Genomic DNA, 16,136 nt, shown 5'->3' on the forward strand with positions numbered 1-16,136 from the left:
ATGGTCATCGGGCTTGGACATTATCTTACCGTTGCCGCCGTGCTCTTCACGCTCGGGGTGTTCGGAATTTTCATCAACCGGAAGAACGTGATCGTAATCCTGATGTCGGTCGAGCTGATCCTGCTCGCCGTGAACATCAATATGGTCGCCTTCTCTACTCACCTCAACGACATCGTCGGGCAGGTCTTCGCCCTGCTGATCCTTACGGTCGCAGCGGCGGAGGCGGCGATCGGCCTTGCTATTCTGGTGGTGTTCTTCCGCAACCGCGGCTCCATCGCGGTTGAAGACGTCAATATGATGAGGGGCTAAGGCCGAGCGGACCGACCATGTATCACGCAATCGTCTTCCTGCCGCTCGTCGGCTTCCTCATCGCAGGTATCTTCGGCCGGATCATCGGACCACGGCCGAGCGAGATCGTCACCACGGCGCTTCTCATCGTGGTCGCGGTCCTGTCCTGGGTGTCGTTCATCCAGGTCGGCTTCGGCGACGGCGCAACCCGGATTCAGGTCGCGCAGTGGATGTCCGTGGGCGACCTGCAGGTCGACTGGGCCTTCCGGATCGACACGCTGACCGCCATGATGCTCGTGGTGGTGAATACGGTGTCGGCTCTCGTGCACCTCTATTCCATCGGCTATATGCACGAGGACCCGCATCGGTCGCGCTTCTTCGCGTATCTGTCGCTGTTCACCTTCGCGATGCTCATGCTGGTGACCTCCGATAACCTCGCGCAGATGTTCTTCGGCTGGGAGGGCGTCGGTCTCGCGAGCTATCTGCTCATCGGGTTCTGGTATCACAAGGACTCCGCCAATTCGGCCGCGATGAAGGCCTTCATCGTCAACCGCGTCGGCGATTTCGGCTTCGTTCTCGGCATCTGTCTGGTCTTCGTCCTGTTCAACAGCATTGCGTTCGACCAGATCTTCCCGCGCGTGGCGGATCTCGCCAACAACCGGTTCCATTTCATCGGCTTCGATTGGAATGCCCTGACGCTCGCCTGCCTGCTGCTCTTCATGGGCGCCATGGGCAAGTCGGCACAATTCCTGCTCCATACCTGGCTTCCGGACGCCATGGAGGGCCCGACCCCGGTGTCGGCGCTGATCCATGCGGCGACCATGGTGACCGCCGGCGTTTTCATGGTGGCTCGCCTTTCGCCGCTCTTCGAATATGCACCGGCGGCTCTGACAGTCGTCACCGTCATCGGCGCGATCACGGCCTTCTTCGCCGCGACGGTGGGCCTCGTTCAGAACGACATCAAGCGCGTCATCGCTTATTCGACCTGTTCGCAGCTCGGCTACATGTTCGTCGGCCTCGGGGTCGGCGCTTATGGAGCCGGCGTGTTCCACCTCTTCACACACGCCTTCTTCAAGGCCCTGCTGTTCCTTGGTGCCGGCTCGGTCATCCATGCGATGCACCACGAGCAGGATATCCGCAGCATGGGCGGGCTGCGCCGCTACATTCCGTTCACCACGGCAATGATGGCGATCGGCACCCTGGCTCTGACGGGTTTTCCCTTCACGGCGGGCTATTATTCCAAGGATGCGATCATCGAAGCGGCCTTTGCCTCCCATAGCGCGGCCGGCAACTTCGCTTTCCTCGCGACCGTCATCGCGGCCTTGATGACCTCGTTCTACTCCTGGCGCCTTTTCTTCATGACCTTCGAGGGACAGGCGCGCTGGGCGGATACGCATCATCATCATGCCAGCACTCATGAGGGTGCCGAGCATGACGAAAGCGGACATGATATCGGGCCCGCGGCGCATGCAAACCATGACGATCATGGCCATGGCGTCCACAGGCCTCACGAGAGCCCGCTCGTGATGTTGGTGCCGCTGGCACTTCTGGCTTTCGGTGCGCTCGTCGCAGGCGCCGTCTTCCACGATGCCTTCCTAGGCCATGGTGCGGAGGAGTTCTGGAAGGGTGCCCTGTTCACCCGTCCCGAGAACCACATCCTCGAGGAAATGCATCACATCCCCGGCTGGGTGCCATACGTTCCGACCGTCATGATGGCGCTCGGCTTCGTGCTCGCTTATTACATGTACATCGTCGACAACAAGCAGCCGGCCCGGCTCGCGGCGGACCATCCGATCCTGTACCGCTTCCTCCTCAACAAATGGTATTTCGACGAGATCTATGACGCCATCTTCGTCCGCCCGGCGATCCGGCTCGGTCGTTTCCTGTGGCGCACGGGTGATCAGAAGATCATCGACGGTCTTGGTCCCGACGGTGTGTCGGCCCGCGTACTCGATGTGACCCGCGGCGTCGTGCGGATCCAGACCGGTTACGTGTACCACTATGCCTTCGCCATGCTGATCGGCGTCGCCGCTCTCGTGTCCTTCTATCTCTTCAGGGGAACGCATTAATGCTCGGGTTCGGCATCCTCTCCGGACTTCTCGTCCTTCCCCTCGTCGGGGCGGCCTTCATCCTGACCCTGAGGGGCGATAGCGAGGCGGCACGGACCAATGCGCGCTGGATCGCCTTGGTCACGACGATCGTGACCTTCCTCCTGTCGCTCGTCGCCTGGAGCCGGTTTGACGCGTCGTCTTCCGCCTTCCAGCTCGTCGAGAGCCACGCCTGGCTGACCGACACGATCCGGTTCAAGCTCGGAGTCGACGGCTTCTCGATGCCGTTCATTCTGTTGACGACATTCCTGATGCCGTTCTGCATCGTGGCTTCGTGGCGGTCGATCGAGCATCGAGTGAAGGAATACTTCGTCGCCTTCCTGGTTCTCGAGATGACGATGATCGGCGTCTTCGCTGCGCTCGACCTCGTTCTCTTCTACCTGTTCTTCGAGGCCGGCCTCATTCCGATGTTCCTGATCATCGGCATCTGGGGCGGCAAGCGGCGCATTTATGCGAGCTTCAAGTTCTTCCTCTACACGCTGCTCGGCTCGGTGTTGATGCTGCTCGCCATCATGGCGATGTACTGGAATGCCGGGACGACGGATATTCCGACGCTTCTGAAGTTCAAGTTCGCCGCCAATCTCCAGATTTGGCTCTGGCTTGCCTTCTTCGCATCCTTTGCGGTGAAGATGCCCATGTGGCCGGTCCATACCTGGCTGCCGGATGCGCACGTGGAGGCTCCGACGGCTGGTTCGGTCATCCTGGCGGCGATCCTGCTGAAGATGGGCGGCTACGGGTTCATCCGGGTGTCGCTCCCCATGTTTCCGGATGCCTCGATCTACTTCGCGCCGCTCGTCTATTCGCTTTCCGTCGTCGCGATCATCTACACCTCGCTCGTGGCGATGGTGCAGGAGGATATGAAGAAGCTTATCGCCTATTCGTCCGTCGCCCATATGGGCTTCGTGACCATGGGCCTCTTCAGCATGAATCCGCAGGGCATCCAGGGCGCCATGTTCCAGATGGTGTCCCACGGCCTTGTCTCCGGCGCTCTCTTCCTCTGCGTCGGCGTGGTCTATGACCGGTTGCACACCCGCGAGATCTCGGCCTATGGCGGTCTCGTCGAGCGTATGCCGCTCTATGCCGTGGCCTTCATGATCTTCACGATGGCCAATGTGGGACTGCCTGGCACCTCTGGCTTCATCGGCGAGTTCCTGACGCTGATCGGTGCTTTCCGGGCGAATTCATGGGTGGCCTTTTTCGCGGCCAGCGGCGTGATCCTCTCCGCTGCCTACGCGCTCTGGCTCTACCGCCGGGTGGTCTACGGGCCACTCACGAAGCCTTCGCTCCAGACGATGACCGATCTCAACGGTCGGGAATTGCTCACACTCGTGCCGCTCGTTCTGCTCGTCATCTACTACGGCGTGCAGCCCGGCCCGATCCTCGATACCTTCGCCGCGCCGACGAATGCTCTCATGCAGGGCTATCAGGCTGCGCTCGAAACCGTGAAAACGGCCGCTGTTGCGGCACACTGAGGTCACGATGAATACCGTCCTCACCTTTCCCGTCCTTGGACCCGCGTTGCCCGAGATCATTCTGGCGGCTGGCGCCTTGGTGCTGGTGCTGTTTGGCGCATTTCGCGGCGAGCGTTCGACCGAGGCCATGAACGGCATTGCGCTGGTGCTGCTGGCACTCGCGTTTGTTGCGGTCCTGATGCTGCCTTCCGAGCGTGTCGAGACCATGAGCGGCTCGTTCGTCGTCGACTCGTTTGCGAAATTCATGAAAGCGCTGACGCTGATCGCCTCTGCCAGCAGTGTGATCCTGTCCATGGACTACATGCGGCGAGAGGGCATTGCCCGGTTCGAGTATCCGATCCTGATCGTGCTCTCGACCATCGGCATGCTGATGGTGATCTCGGCCAACGACCTGATCGCGCTCTACCTCGGCCTCGAGCTGCTAAGTCTCTCGTCCTATGTGATCGCGGCCTTCGACCGTGACAACGTGCGCTCGACAGAGGCCGGCCTGAAGTATTTCGTCCTCGGTGCCCTGTCGTCCGGCATGCTGCTTTATGGCGCGTCGCTCGTCTATGGCTTCACCGGGACGATATCGTTCCCGACCATCGCGGCATCGCTTCATGGGTCCGTCAGCAGCGGTCTCATCTTCGGCCTCGTGTTCCTCGCCGCGGGCATCGCCTTCAAGATTTCGGCCGTGCCGTTCCACATGTGGACGCCCGACGTCTATGAAGGTTCGCCGACGCCGGTCACCGCATTCTTCGCCGCGGCTCCCAAGATGGCCGGCATGGCCATGGCGACGCGCGTCTTCGTCTATGCCTTCCCGGGCATTCTCGATCAGTGGCAGCAGATCATCGTCTTCATCTCGATTGCCTCGATGGCGCTCGGCTCCTTCGCGGCGATTGGTCAGCGCAACATCAAGCGCCTGATGGCCTATTCGTCCATCGGCAACGTGGGCTATGCGCTCATCGGTCTCGCCGCCGGCACGCCCGAGGGCATCCAGGGTGTGGCGATCTACATGGCAATCTATCTGGCCATGACCCTTGGAACCTTTGCGGTAATCTTGGGCATGCGCCGCGGCAACGTGATGTTCGAGAAGATCGATGATCTCTCCGGCATCGCCCGCACGCATCCGATGCTGGCTTTCTGCCTGGCGATGATGATGTTCTCGCTCGCCGGCATTCCGCCGCTGGCAGGTTTCTTCGCCAAGTTCGCGGTGTTCAATGCCGCCATCAAGGCGAACCTGGTGACGCTGGCGGTGATCGGCGTGGTCACGAGCGTCGTCGGCGCCTATTATTACCTGCGTATCGTGAAGGTCATGTACTTCGACGAGCCGGGCGAGCGCTACGATGCCATGCCAGCAGGCGTGAAGCTGGTTCTGGCGCTTTCCAGCGTGTTCGTGGTCCTCTATGTCCTGGTTCCGGCACCGCTGAACGCTGCAGCAGCGGCGGCCGCGCGGTCCCTGTTCTGACGTGAGGCTGTCGCACGAAGCCGAGACTGCCGGCTACAGGCTTCTCTCACTCGAAGCGACGGGCTCGACAAACGACGATGCGCTTCAAGCTGCGCGCGACGGCGATCCGGGTCGGCTTTGGATCGTCGCTGCCGAGCAGCAGGCGGGGAGGGGACGGCACGGCCGGCAATGGTCGTCGCCGATCGGCAATCTCTATGCGAGCCTCCTGTTGGTCGATCCGTGCGATGCGGCTTCGGCACCGCAGCTGGGTTTCGTCGCAGGCCTTGCCCTGCACGAAGCCATAGAGACGATCACCGGCATTGGCCATCCGCGTCTCGCGCTCAAGTGGCCCAACGATCTTCTTCTCGATGGCGCGAAGGTCTCAGGATTGCTGCTCGAAGGGCATCGCATCAACGGCGCGCTCACGATCGTCATCGGCATCGGCGTGAACGTCGCGTTCTCTCCGGGCGGCACACCCTATCCGACAAAGTCGCTGCGGGTTCTGAAGGCGGATCTGGAGCGGGATCAGGTCTTTGCAGCGTTGTCCGCATCCTTCGCACGCATCTTTGCGGCATGGCAGGCCGCCGCGCGGCTCAATCCGTCGGATCCTTTCGGCCCTATTCGGCGCCTATGGCTCGAACGAGGTGCAGGAATGGGGCAGGAGGTGACCGTTCGCTTGCCGACCGGTGCAAAGCAAGGGCGCTTCGAAGGGCTTGATCCTCACGGCCGTCTGCAATTGAAAACCGCGGACGGCATGGAACTGATCGATGCGGGTGATCTTTATTTTCCTCATTTGCAACACGATATAGGCAAGCTCACCCCCAACGCGACAAGGTCCTGACCGATGGCTTCCGCACAAGATGAACTGGTCTTCCTGCCCCTTGGTGGGTTGGGCGAGATTGGTATGAATGCTGCGCTCTACGGGTTCGGCCCGGAAATGAACCGGCAGTGGATCCTCGTCGATTGTGGAATGGGTTTTGGCGGAGAGGAGAATCTCCCCGGCATCGATGTCGTCTATCCGGATCTACGTTTCATCGAGGAAGAGCGTCACAATCTTCTTGGCATCTTCATCACCCACGCACACGAGGATCACATCGGGGCTCTCGTCGAGATGTGGCCGCGGCTTCGCGCCCCGGTTTACGTGACGCGCTTCGCGGCTGGCCTGCTGGAAACGCGCCGCCTGAACGAGCCCAATGCGCCGAAGATCGAGCTGAAGGAGATTGCTCCAGGCCAGCACATCAAGGCCGGACCTTTCGACATCGAATATGTGCCCGTCGCGCACTCGATTCCGGAATCGAACGCGCTCGCGATCCGGACGCCGCTTGGGCTGGTTGTGCATACGGGCGATTGGAAGCTCGATCCGACACCTTATCTCGGCAGCCTGACATCTGAGGAGGCGTTCCGCCATCTCGGCGACGAGGGGGTGCTTGCCCTTGTCTGCGATTCCACGAATGTCGTCCGCGAGGGTGAGAGTCCGAGCGAAGCGGACGTCTCGAAGAACCTCGCGGCGCTGATCAAGGATGCGCCGCACCGGGTCGCCGTCACCACCTTCGCGTCGAATGTGGCGCGTATTCGCTCGGTGGCGGAGGCAGCGCGCGAATGCGGACGTGAGGTGGTGATCGTCGGTCGGGCAATGGAGCGCGTTGCCGACGTGGCAACAGAGTGCGGTTTCCTCGAGGGCCTTCCCGAGTTCCGCTCGCCCGACGCCTTCGGTTATCTGCCGCGCGACAAGGTCGTGGCGCTCCTGACTGGCTCGCAGGGGGAGCCGCGCGCGGCCCTCGCTCGTATCGCGCAGGACGAGCATCCGGACATTGCGCTATCCGCTGGCGATCGGGTGATCTTCTCGTCGCGTGCCATTCCGGGCAACGAGAGGGCGATCGGGGCGATCATCAATAGCCTTGTCGAACAGGGCATCGAAATCATCACGGACCGTACCGAGCTGGTGCACGTCTCGGGCCATCCGCGCCGAGGCGAGCTGGCACAGATGTATCGCTGGACCAGGCCGAAGATTGCCATCCCGGCTCACGGAGAGGCCTTGCATCTCGCGGAGCACGCGAAATTCGCCCGCGCGCAGGGTGCACAGGAGGTGGTGCAGGCGCGAAACGGCACCTTGGTGCGCCTGGCGCCCGGTCTGGCTGAGATCATCGATCGGCTGCCTGCCGGCCGTCTCTACAAGGATGGGAACATCGTGATCGCGGCCGGCGAGCGCGCCCTGCCTGAGCGACGCAAGCTCGCTTTCGCCGGCATCGTGACGGTTGCCATCGCCATCGACGACAGGGGCGAGCTGGCAGGTGATCCGATCGTCGACGCCATGGGGCTGCCGGAAAAGAACCGCCAGGGCGAGATCATGCTGGATCTCATTGCCGATGTGGTGGGTGATGTGTTGAAAGGCCTGCCCAAGGCCCGGCGACGGGACCCCGAGGCCGTGGAAACCGCCGTCCATCGCGGCGTCCGTTCAGCCGTCAATGAGGCCTGGGGCAAGAAGCCAGCGTGCCATGTCCTCGTCGTCGAGGTATGACGAGCCCGGTTTAACGGATTCAATGAGAATGATCGGTCGTCTCAATCACGTCGCCATCGCTGTCCGCGATCTCAGCGTGGCCTCCGAGGTCTATCGCTCCACCCTCGGAGCTCAGGTATCCGCGCCCGAAGCGCTTCCCGAGCATGGGGTGACGGTGGTTTTCATCACGCTTCCCAACACCAAGATCGAACTCCTGGAGCCTCTTGGTTCGGATTCCCCCATCGCCAAGTTCCTCGAGAAGAATCCGGACGGGGGAATTCATCATATCTGTTATGAGGTCGCGGATATCGGAGCCGCCCGGGATCAGCTGGTCAGCAAAGGGGCCAGGGTTCTAGGTTCTGGGGAGCCGAAAATCGGAGCGCATGGGAAGCCGGTCCTTTTCCTGCATCCCAAGGACTTCCTGGGAGCGCTGGTCGAGCTGGAGCAGGCGTGAGGTTAAGATCTTGATTCAAATGGTAAAAAATCTTTCCGAATCTTTTTGGGGCACCACCGCGGTGGTCGTCGCGGTCTCGGCTCTCGCGGTCGCCGTTGTTGTGATGACCTTCGAGCTACGGATCAGCGGAGGCACCGCTCTCTATTTCATTATCTGGTGGACCCTTCTCTTCGCCATCCTGCCGTTCGGTATCCGCAGCCAGGCGGAGGCGGGGGAGGTGGTCGAAGGAAGCGAGCCGGGCGCTCCGGCGGCTCCCGGCCTTCGGGAGAAGGCTCTTTGGACGACGTTCGTTTCGGCCGTGGTGCTGGTGATTGTCGCGGGAGTCTTGCCGCTGTCCGGGCTGTAAATCGTCAGGCAAGGTGCGTAGACAAAGAAAAAAGCAAGGCTTTCGCCTTGCTTTACTGCCTTTTGGCAACTTTTAATCCTTGGCTTTCTTTCGCCGTCGCCTGTAATGGCGCACGAGGACCTTGTTCCTCCCGAAACTCGGACCGCAACCTCTGACCTATGAAAGGTGAAGACGTTAGCCCTTGCTTTATAGGGGGGCAGGAAAGCGCTGTCATCTTTTTTGGCAGGGGTTGATGCAATTTTTGGCACAATTCTCATTACTCTTTCGTATAAGTGGAGCCGCAGTACCCCTCGGCGGCGATGACAGCTTGTCTTTTGCCAAGGGGCTGTATTGTGTGCTGAAACCGAGTCGTAACCTCATCCTCTTCCTTGATCGATCCGAAGGCGTTCCATGCGTTTGAGCCGCTACTTCCTGCCCATCCTCCGCGAGACGCCCAAAGAGGCGGAGATCGTGTCCCATCGGCTCATGCTGCGCGCCGGACTGATCCGGCAGGAGGCCGCTGGACTTTACGCCTGGTTGCCGTTGGGCCTTCGCGTCCTCAACAAGGTCAACGCCATCATTCGCGAGGAGCAGAACCGCTCCGGCGCCATCGAGCTGCTGATGCCGACCATCCAGTCGGCGGACCTCTGGCGCGAGTCCGGACGCTACGACGCCTATGGCAAGGAGATGCTGCGCATCCAGGACCGGCATGAGCGGGAAATGCTGTTCGGCCCCACCAACGAGGAGATGATCACGGAGATCTTCCGGGCCTATGTGCGCTCCTACAAGGATCTGCCGCTCAACCTCTACCATATCCAGTGGAAATTCCGAGACGAAGTGCGGCCCCGCTTCGGCGTCATGCGCTCCCGCGAGTTCCTGATGAAGGATGCCTACTCCTTCGATCTGGACAAGGAGAGTGCCCGGCATTCCTACAACAAGATGTTCGTGGCCTATCTGAGGACCTTCGCCCGGATGGGCCTGAAGGCGATCCCCATGCGGGCCGATACGGGCCCGATCGGCGGTGATCTGAGCCACGAGTTCATCATTCTGGCCTCCACGGGCGAGAGCGAGGTGTTCTGCCACGCGGACTATCTCGATTTCCCGACACCGCCCGAGAACACCGATTTCGACAATGTCACGGGTCTCCAGAGCACCGTGGACAAGTGGACATCGCTCTATGCCGCAACCTCGGAGATGCATGACGAGGCAGGCTTTGCCGCTGTCCCGGCGGAGAAGAAGATGTCGGCCCGCGGCATTGAGGTCGGTCATATCTTCTATTTCGGCACCAAATACTCCGCGCCCATGGGGGCGAAGGTGATGGGTCCTGACGGCCAGGAGCATGAAGTCCACGGGGGCTCCTACGGCATTGGCCCGAGCCGCCTGGTCGCGGCGATCATCGAGGCAAGCCACGACGAGAACGGCATCATCTGGCCCGAGGCGGTGGCCCCCTTCGACGTGGCGCTTCTGAACCTGAAGGCAGGCGATGCCGCGACGGACGAGGCCTGCGACAAACTCTACCGGGAGCTCACGGCAGCCGGATACGATGTGCTCTACGACGATCGCGACGAGCGTCCCGGCGCCAAGTTCGCGACGGCGGATCTCATCGGCATTCCCTTGCAGGTGGTGATCGGGCCGAAGGGCCTCGCCGACGGCAAGGTCGAGCTGAAGCATCGTGCCTCGGGCGAGCGTGAACTGCTTCCCCTCGACAACGTGCTCGCCTATCTCGGCAACCGTTCCTAAAGGGTGCGATGGCCAAGGCAGCGCAAACCGGAACGAAACCCTTCTCGCTCTTCGAGTGGATGCTCGCTGGGCGCTACCTGCGCACGCGCAGGCGGGAAGGTTTCGTCTCGGTCATCGCGGGCTTCTCATTCCTCGGGATCATGCTGGGTGTAGCGACCCTCATCGTCGTGCTGTCGGTGATGAACGGCTTCCGAAAGGAGCTGCTCGACAAGATTGTCGGCATCAACGGCCATATCTTCGTCGCTCCCATCGAAACGCCGCTTACCGACTACGAAGAGGTGACGAAGCGCATCGCAGCCGTGCCGGGAGTGAAGCGCGCTCTGCCGATCATTGAAGGGCAGGCCTTCGGCTCATCCCAATATGGCGGCAGCGGTGTTCTCGTGCGCGGAATTCGCGGCGATGACCTGAGAAAGATCGAGCACATCGCCGGCAATATCCGCCAGGGCACCCTGGAGGATTTCGATCAGAGCGGCGGGGTCGCCATCGGCCGGCGCTTGGCCGAAGCGCTGTCGATTCAGGCCGGCGACACGCTGACGCTGATCACGCCGCGCGGCGCCTCGACGCCGTTCGGGACGGCGCCGCGCATCAAGGGATATCCGGTCAGGGCGGTGTTCGAGATCGGCATGTCCGAGTTCGACTCGAGCTTCGTCTACATGCCGTTGACCGAGGCGCAGAGTTATTTCAATCGGCCAAACGATGTCCAGTTGATCGAGGTCTATCTCGACAATGCCGACAAGGTCGATGAGGCGCGCGCCTCCATCGAGGAGGCTGCGGGCCGGCAGATCCTGATGACCGACTGGCGACAGCGCAATCGCACCTTCTTCGGTGCCCTCGAAGTGGAGCGGAACGTGATGTTCCTCATCCTCACGCTGATCGTTCTGGTTGCCGCTCTCAACATCATTTCCGGCCTGATCATGCTGGTGAAGGACAAGTCGAGCGACATTGCGATCCTGCGGACGATGGGAGCCACGCGCGGGGCCGTGATGCGGGTATTCCTGATCACCGGCGCATCCATCGGCATCGTCGGGACGATTGCGGGTTTTGCCCTCGGGCTGGTGCTGGCGCTCAATGTGGAAAGCATCCGCAATTTCATCTCTTACCTTACCAACACCAACCTGTTTCCGGCGGAGCTCTATTTCCTCAGCCGCCTGCCGGCGGATGTGAATCCGACCGAGGTCACGACAATTCTGGTCATGGCGATGGTCCTGTCTCTGCTCGCGACACTCTATCCCTCCTGGCGTGCTGCGAAGCTCGATCCGGTCGAGGCGTTGCGTTACGGTTAGATCATGTCCTCCGGCCAACAGAAGCCTGCCCTCTATCTCAGCCAAGTCGAGCGCCGCTATCCGCAAGGGGAGGGGCATCTCGAGGTGCTGCGCGGCGCCGATCTTGCCATCTGGCCGGGCGAGATCGTTGCGCTCATCGCTCCCTCAGGAACCGGAAAATCGACCTTGCTTCACGTCGCCGGTTTGCTCGAGAAGCCGGATGGCGGCGAAGTCTTCGTAGGCGGACAACCGACTGCTGCCATGGGGGATCGGGATCGCACGCGGCTGCGGCGCGAGGAACTCGGCTTCGTCTATCAGTTCCATCACCTACTGCCAGAGTTCTCCGCGCTGGAGAACGTCGTGCTGCCTCAGCTTATCCGCGGGCTGAAAAAGAACGACGCGCAGGAGCGCGCGACGCAGATCCTGAACTTCCTCGGGCTCGGAAAGCGGCTCGATCATCGTCCGGGCGAGCTTTCAGGAGGCGAACAGCAGCGCGTTGCCATTGCCCGCGCGGTCGCCAATGCGCCGAGGCTCCTTCTTGCGGACGAGCCGACGGGCAATCTCGACCCTCACACGGCGGACCGGGTGTTCCAGACCCTGGTCGCCATCGTCCGAGCCTCGAAGCTCGCGGCCCTGATCGCGACCCATAACCTCGACCTAGCCGCGCGCATGGATCGCCGCGTTACCATTCGCGACGGGGTCATCGTGCAGCTCCCGTGACGCTGCCCTCGGTACAGCAAGAGCCGCTCCTTTCACTCAGGGACGTTGCGTACCGCCGGGCATGTGTCGGCGGAGACTTTCCGACGATGCAGGTATCCGGTCGTGATTCAACGCAAGCTGATTTCAACCCCACTCACATTGACGTTCAGTTCCAGTCCGATGGTGCGACCGCGCAGTTCAAGAACGACCCCTCTGGCGTTCTGCAAGCGAATGCTGGATGCGCCACCGCCGGCAGCGGCACCGGCGCTAACTGCCGTATAGGTCCCCGCGATATCTGACGCGCGCCGCAGGTTATAGGCTCTTCCGTACAGCTCGGCCTTCGAGGCTCCGATTGTCGCACCGAAACTCAATCCGCCAATGCTCAATGGATAGCGGCGACCATTGAAGGTAAGCGTTCCTCTGCCGCCTCCGACACCGACGATGAAACCTGCCTTGGCGATCTCAATGTGGACCGAGCCAGTCGCGGCCCACACGGGCGTGGCGAGGACGGGCGCGAGTGCCAGCCCGAGGGAAAGCAGACTCGACGACAGAGCGTGTTTCAGTTTCAGCATGGACTTATCCTCTCTTCTCTGGCGAGTACGGCAGCAAGCTTTTTGTTGCGCATTCAGAAGCATATTTAATCAGTTCGTCTTTGGTTCGGAGGCGCTATAGTCCAGCATATCAGTATCTTGTGCTGGCGGTGAGCAGTAAACGGACGATAACTCTCATGTAGTACCCAGCTTGTGCGGGAGATGTGACGTCCGCGTGAATTGCCAAACAATAAGGTTAAGCTTAGGGTAAGTTGAATTCTGGCGCGCGATCACTTGATCTGTGATCGGTAGACACATGGAATGCCCCATGCGTATTGTGATCTTCATTCTCGCTGTGAGCCTATTCCTCGCGGGTTGCATGTCAAACCCGGAAGCTGAATATCGGCCGCCGAATTACGTCGCGTCTCAGGCGACGCAGGCACCTGCAATGCGCAACGATGGTTTCGGTGGCGCGGCGATGCCGATGCGGGGTCTCTATCGCTAGGCACGGTTTGTGGTGATGCGTGCCGCTCATCCCCTCTTGTCCGCGTATACGGCGTTTCGCCAGGCACTCGGAGTTTGTCCCGACCAGCTTCGGAACGCGCGGGTGAATGCACTGAGTTCGGAATAGCCGAGGATCAGTGCGATCTCGCTGAGCGATACATCGGTGTTCTCGATCATTTGGCGCGCGATGTCGAAACGCATTTCACTGGTGAGGGCTCGGTAGGTCACCCCACCGTCTCTCAAATGGCGGCTCAAGGTGCGCCGGTGCATTGCAAACACCTTTGCGATCTCGTCGGCCGAACAGGGACCGTTCCCGAGGCGCGTGCGCAGCAGCCGCCGAATATCGTCCTTGATGTCCATTCCCTGAGGGCCTGCAAGTTGCTGGATCCGCTGCTCCAGCATATCCCGCAGCAGCGGATCGGCTCCGGTAATGCGAATGTCCAGATCCTGCTTCGGGAACGCGATGGTTGCCGTGTCGTGATTGAAACGCACGGGCGCCAGGTAATGGCGCCAGAAAGGTTCACGGTCTCGAGGAGCGGTTCGCGGCAGAAACACCTCAGTCGGATTCCAGCTAGCCCCGCAGAGTGAGCGCAGTGCGTTAACGGTAGCGGCGAGCGTAATGTCGGAGATCTGGTTGGCACTCTCGGTTTGGGGCCGATAAACGGAGAGGGTGAGTAGGGCGATGTCGTCGTTGATGGTGAACGAGGGAACGACGACGCGATCCTGAACCTGCATATGGGACACGAGGGTGTTCACCGCATCGCTCACGGTCTCCGAATGCTGCATCAGCCGACCCACCAGTCCTAGGGACCGTATCGTGGCGCGTTTGCCGACCAGGAGGCCGAAATGCGAGCAACTGGTGCGAGTGACGCAGAGGGGCAGCAGTCGGTTCATGGCGGTCTGCTGGACCATGTTGTCGCTGTCACTGAAGAGGCTCGGCTCCAACCCCACTTGTCGAATGATCGGATCGGGATCAATGCCGAAATCGCGCAGGGTTGGGACGATTTCTATGGCGGCGCCGATGTGAACATGGCCAGCCTGGAGCATTCGTTTCGTTGGTGCGCCTGTAGTGGAGCGCGATTCATAAGTATTTGCGGCCGGAAACACGATGTTCTCCATCGCATTTGCCCCCTATGGCGCTCTATTTGTGATCGGCATGGCCGATGATGCAAAGTCGAATATAGTAAATGGTCTAGATTGTGGCAGAGAGGAAGCGTGGCTATTCCTGGCAACTACACGATAGAGTTATCGGGGATGTGGGATTGCCGAATGGGTCATTATCTTAAGGCAGCTGAAATTCATTCCCCTAGCGACATTCGGATCTGCCGTCGTGCGGTGGCGCTGATCCTCTCGCGAACATCACGGAAAGTGATGAGGATATGAGAGTTGTTCCAAGGGAGGTGGCTGCGATCTCGACGCGGCTGAAGCTTCCTGTATGCCTCTTCCCATAGTCGAGGCTCTGCGCTTGCTCATGCCAAGGCCCTTGTGAACGAGGATAAGGGTTGCGCGTTGTGCCCCTTCATCATGACCAAGGATCAGCCCGCCGCCATCAGGTCTTTCCCTCAGATGTCACTGCGGTGATACCTGAATCCGGATCCACCAAGCCCATTCCCTGACGCTTTTCAGTACTTCGCGGTGACAGGTTTCGGCGCTGCAGGAGCGGCGGAGCCTCCAAGCGGAAAAGCCACCGTAAACAGGCCGATGGTTCCCTGTGGGCGGTTCTCCACGTCCACTTCGCGCAGGACTTTGATGCGTGCGGTCACTGGCGTTCCTGCGACGGCGAAGTTGTAGCCGGCGGTCGCGCCGACCGCCAGAACACGTCCTTTGTATGGACCGACGCTAACGCCTTGGCCATCATCGCCGGAGACCTGATGGTAGTAGCCGGCAAGCACTCCTAAGGAAAACTCCTTGGTCAAGTTCTTGGTAATGGAAAGGTCAACGTGAAAGGCATTGCCGCTATTGTAGTCCGTATCGGGATTTGCGCCGTTGATCTCGAAGCCGACGACACCGGAGATATCGAGACCCAATGTAGGATCGAGCCAAGTGAATGAGCCCGAGACGTCGCCGATCCAACGATTGAACGACAGGTTCGAAAGCTGGCCATCCTGATAGGCTCCGGATGGAATGTTCACTGACCCGCTGATGGCCCAATGGAAGTTGCCCACATGCCAGCCGACCAGCGCCGTCGCGATCGGGTCACCGAGATTGAAGGTGGCGTCCCGCTGGCTGAACGAGAAGGCGCGTTCAAGGCGCGGCGCCGCGATCACCACACCAGCACTCACGCGAGGCACGCCGAAGGGGACGCTCACGCCGAAGGCAAGACTGCCGCCGAAGATCTCAAGCGGCGTGACCCATGTCCCCGTGACGAAATTGGCTCTCGCTTCGGCACGCACGTCCGAGAGGACCGCTCCGCCGATTTGGATACGCCGCCCGCTGCTGAGTTCTCCGGAATACATGTAGAAATCGTTCTCGAAGTAGAAGCCAGGTGGCGGGACAAGCGCCGCGCCGGCTCCATGGAAGCCGGGAAGATACAGGCTAGCACCGCCCTCCGTAGCGCAGACCGGGTCCATGGGCGCGATCATCGTGAGGATCGTCAGCCCTAATCCCGTCGCCGTAAGGTATCGGAGCCTTTCGAGACGCGGCATCGCGCATGACCTTTCATCAGACTGTCAGCGGCATGAGGAAGCCGGTTGCCGAGACGGCTCCAGCTCGATTGGCCGCGGAGCGAGCTGGACCCAAGCATACATGCCGTGATCACTGGCATCAGGATAGGCCACATGGCGCGGCATGCCTTGGGCAGACCCTTATCCATACCGGGAACGCTCGACCGC

General features: G+C 60.8%; 15 protein-coding genes. 12 read left to right on the forward strand and 3 right to left on the reverse strand.

Going from position 1 to position 16,136, the window contains the following annotated elements:
- The 11 genes from nuoK (at position 1) to K9B37_RS01535 (ending at position 12,292) form a co-directional block, all read left to right on the forward strand.
- Positions 1 to 309 (forward strand): NADH-quinone oxidoreductase subunit NuoK, encoded by a 309-nt coding sequence (gene nuoK, locus K9B37_RS01485; protein WP_224311015.1) that lies wholly within the window; start codon positions 1 to 3, stop codon positions 307 to 309.
- Positions 310 to 326: 17 nt separating this feature from the next.
- Positions 327 to 2,357: an NADH-quinone oxidoreductase subunit L gene (gene nuoL, locus K9B37_RS01490; RefSeq protein WP_224311016.1), complete on the forward strand. Its 2,031-nt coding sequence runs from the start codon at positions 327 to 329 to the stop codon at positions 2,355 to 2,357.
- The gene (locus tag K9B37_RS01495) at positions 2,357 to 3,868 is read left to right on the forward strand and encodes an NADH-quinone oxidoreductase subunit M (protein ID WP_224311017.1); all 1,512 of its coding nucleotides are present in this window, start codon (positions 2,357 to 2,359) and stop codon (positions 3,866 to 3,868) included. Before nuoL ends, K9B37_RS01495 begins: the two co-directional genes overlap by 1 nt.
- Before the next feature lie 7 nt (positions 3,869 to 3,875).
- The gene (gene nuoN, locus K9B37_RS01500; protein ID WP_224311018.1) at positions 3,876 to 5,315 is read left to right on the forward strand and encodes an NADH-quinone oxidoreductase subunit NuoN; all 1,440 of its coding nucleotides are present in this window, start codon (positions 3,876 to 3,878) and stop codon (positions 5,313 to 5,315) included.
- Position 5,316: 1 nt separating this feature from the next.
- The gene (locus K9B37_RS01505) at positions 5,317 to 6,135 is read left to right on the forward strand and encodes a biotin--[acetyl-CoA-carboxylase] ligase (protein WP_224311019.1); all 819 of its coding nucleotides are present in this window, start codon (positions 5,317 to 5,319) and stop codon (positions 6,133 to 6,135) included.
- 3 nt (positions 6,136 to 6,138) lie between these two features.
- Complete coding sequence (locus K9B37_RS01510) at positions 6,139 to 7,812, forward strand: ribonuclease J (RefSeq protein ID WP_224311020.1); 1,674 nt, start codon at positions 6,139 to 6,141, stop codon at positions 7,810 to 7,812.
- 28 nt (positions 7,813 to 7,840) lie between these two features.
- Positions 7,841 to 8,245, forward strand: coding sequence for a methylmalonyl-CoA epimerase (gene mce, locus K9B37_RS01515; protein WP_224311021.1), 405 nt, complete (start codon positions 7,841 to 7,843; stop codon positions 8,243 to 8,245).
- Positions 8,246 to 8,264: 19 nt separating this feature from the next.
- The gene (locus tag K9B37_RS01520; RefSeq protein ID WP_224311022.1) at positions 8,265 to 8,591 is read left to right on the forward strand and encodes a DUF1467 family protein; all 327 of its coding nucleotides are present in this window, start codon (positions 8,265 to 8,267) and stop codon (positions 8,589 to 8,591) included.
- Between the two features lie 390 nt (positions 8,592 to 8,981).
- Positions 8,982 to 10,310 carry a proline--tRNA ligase gene (gene proS / locus K9B37_RS01525; RefSeq protein WP_224311023.1) on the forward strand — a complete coding sequence of 443 codons (1,329 nt, stop codon included), beginning with the start codon at positions 8,982 to 8,984 and terminating at the stop codon, positions 10,308 to 10,310.
- A gap of 8 nt (positions 10,311 to 10,318) precedes the next feature.
- On the forward strand, positions 10,319 to 11,593 hold the full coding sequence (locus K9B37_RS01530; RefSeq protein WP_224311024.1) for a lipoprotein-releasing ABC transporter permease subunit: 1,275 nt from the start codon (positions 10,319 to 10,321) through the stop codon (positions 11,591 to 11,593).
- A 3-nt stretch (positions 11,594 to 11,596) separates the two neighbouring features.
- The gene (locus K9B37_RS01535; RefSeq protein WP_224311025.1) at positions 11,597 to 12,292 is read left to right on the forward strand and encodes an ABC transporter ATP-binding protein; all 696 of its coding nucleotides are present in this window, start codon (positions 11,597 to 11,599) and stop codon (positions 12,290 to 12,292) included.
- A 107-nt stretch (positions 12,293 to 12,399) separates the two neighbouring features.
- Here K9B37_RS01535 and K9B37_RS01540 read toward each other — a convergent pair whose 3' ends face one another.
- Positions 12,400 to 12,843 carry a lipid-binding SYLF domain-containing protein gene (locus K9B37_RS01540; protein ID WP_224311026.1) on the reverse strand — a complete coding sequence of 148 codons (444 nt, stop codon included), beginning with the start codon at positions 12,841 to 12,843 and terminating at the stop codon, positions 12,400 to 12,402.
- A gap of 286 nt (positions 12,844 to 13,129) precedes the next feature.
- Here K9B37_RS01540 and K9B37_RS01545 point away from each other — a divergent pair, with 286 nt between their 5' ends.
- Entirely contained in the window at positions 13,130 to 13,306 is a 177-nt protein-coding gene (locus tag K9B37_RS01545) for a putative periplasmic lipoprotein (protein ID WP_224311027.1), read from the forward strand.
- A 26-nt stretch (positions 13,307 to 13,332) separates the two neighbouring features.
- On the opposite strand, the gene K9B37_RS01550 is transcribed toward K9B37_RS01545, so the two are convergent.
- Entirely contained in the window at positions 13,333 to 14,424 is a 1,092-nt protein-coding gene (locus tag K9B37_RS01550; protein WP_224311028.1) for an AraC family transcriptional regulator, read from the reverse strand.
- A gap of 503 nt (positions 14,425 to 14,927) precedes the next feature.
- Positions 14,928 to 15,950: a SphA family protein gene (locus K9B37_RS01555; RefSeq protein WP_224311029.1), complete on the reverse strand. Its 1,023-nt coding sequence runs from the start codon at positions 15,948 to 15,950 to the stop codon at positions 14,928 to 14,930.
- Positions 15,951 to 16,136: the final 186 nt, after the last annotated feature.

It is taken from the genome of Microvirga puerhi (assembly GCF_020089865.1).
Taxonomy (GTDB): Bacteria; Pseudomonadota; Alphaproteobacteria; order Rhizobiales; family Beijerinckiaceae; genus Microvirga; species Microvirga puerhi.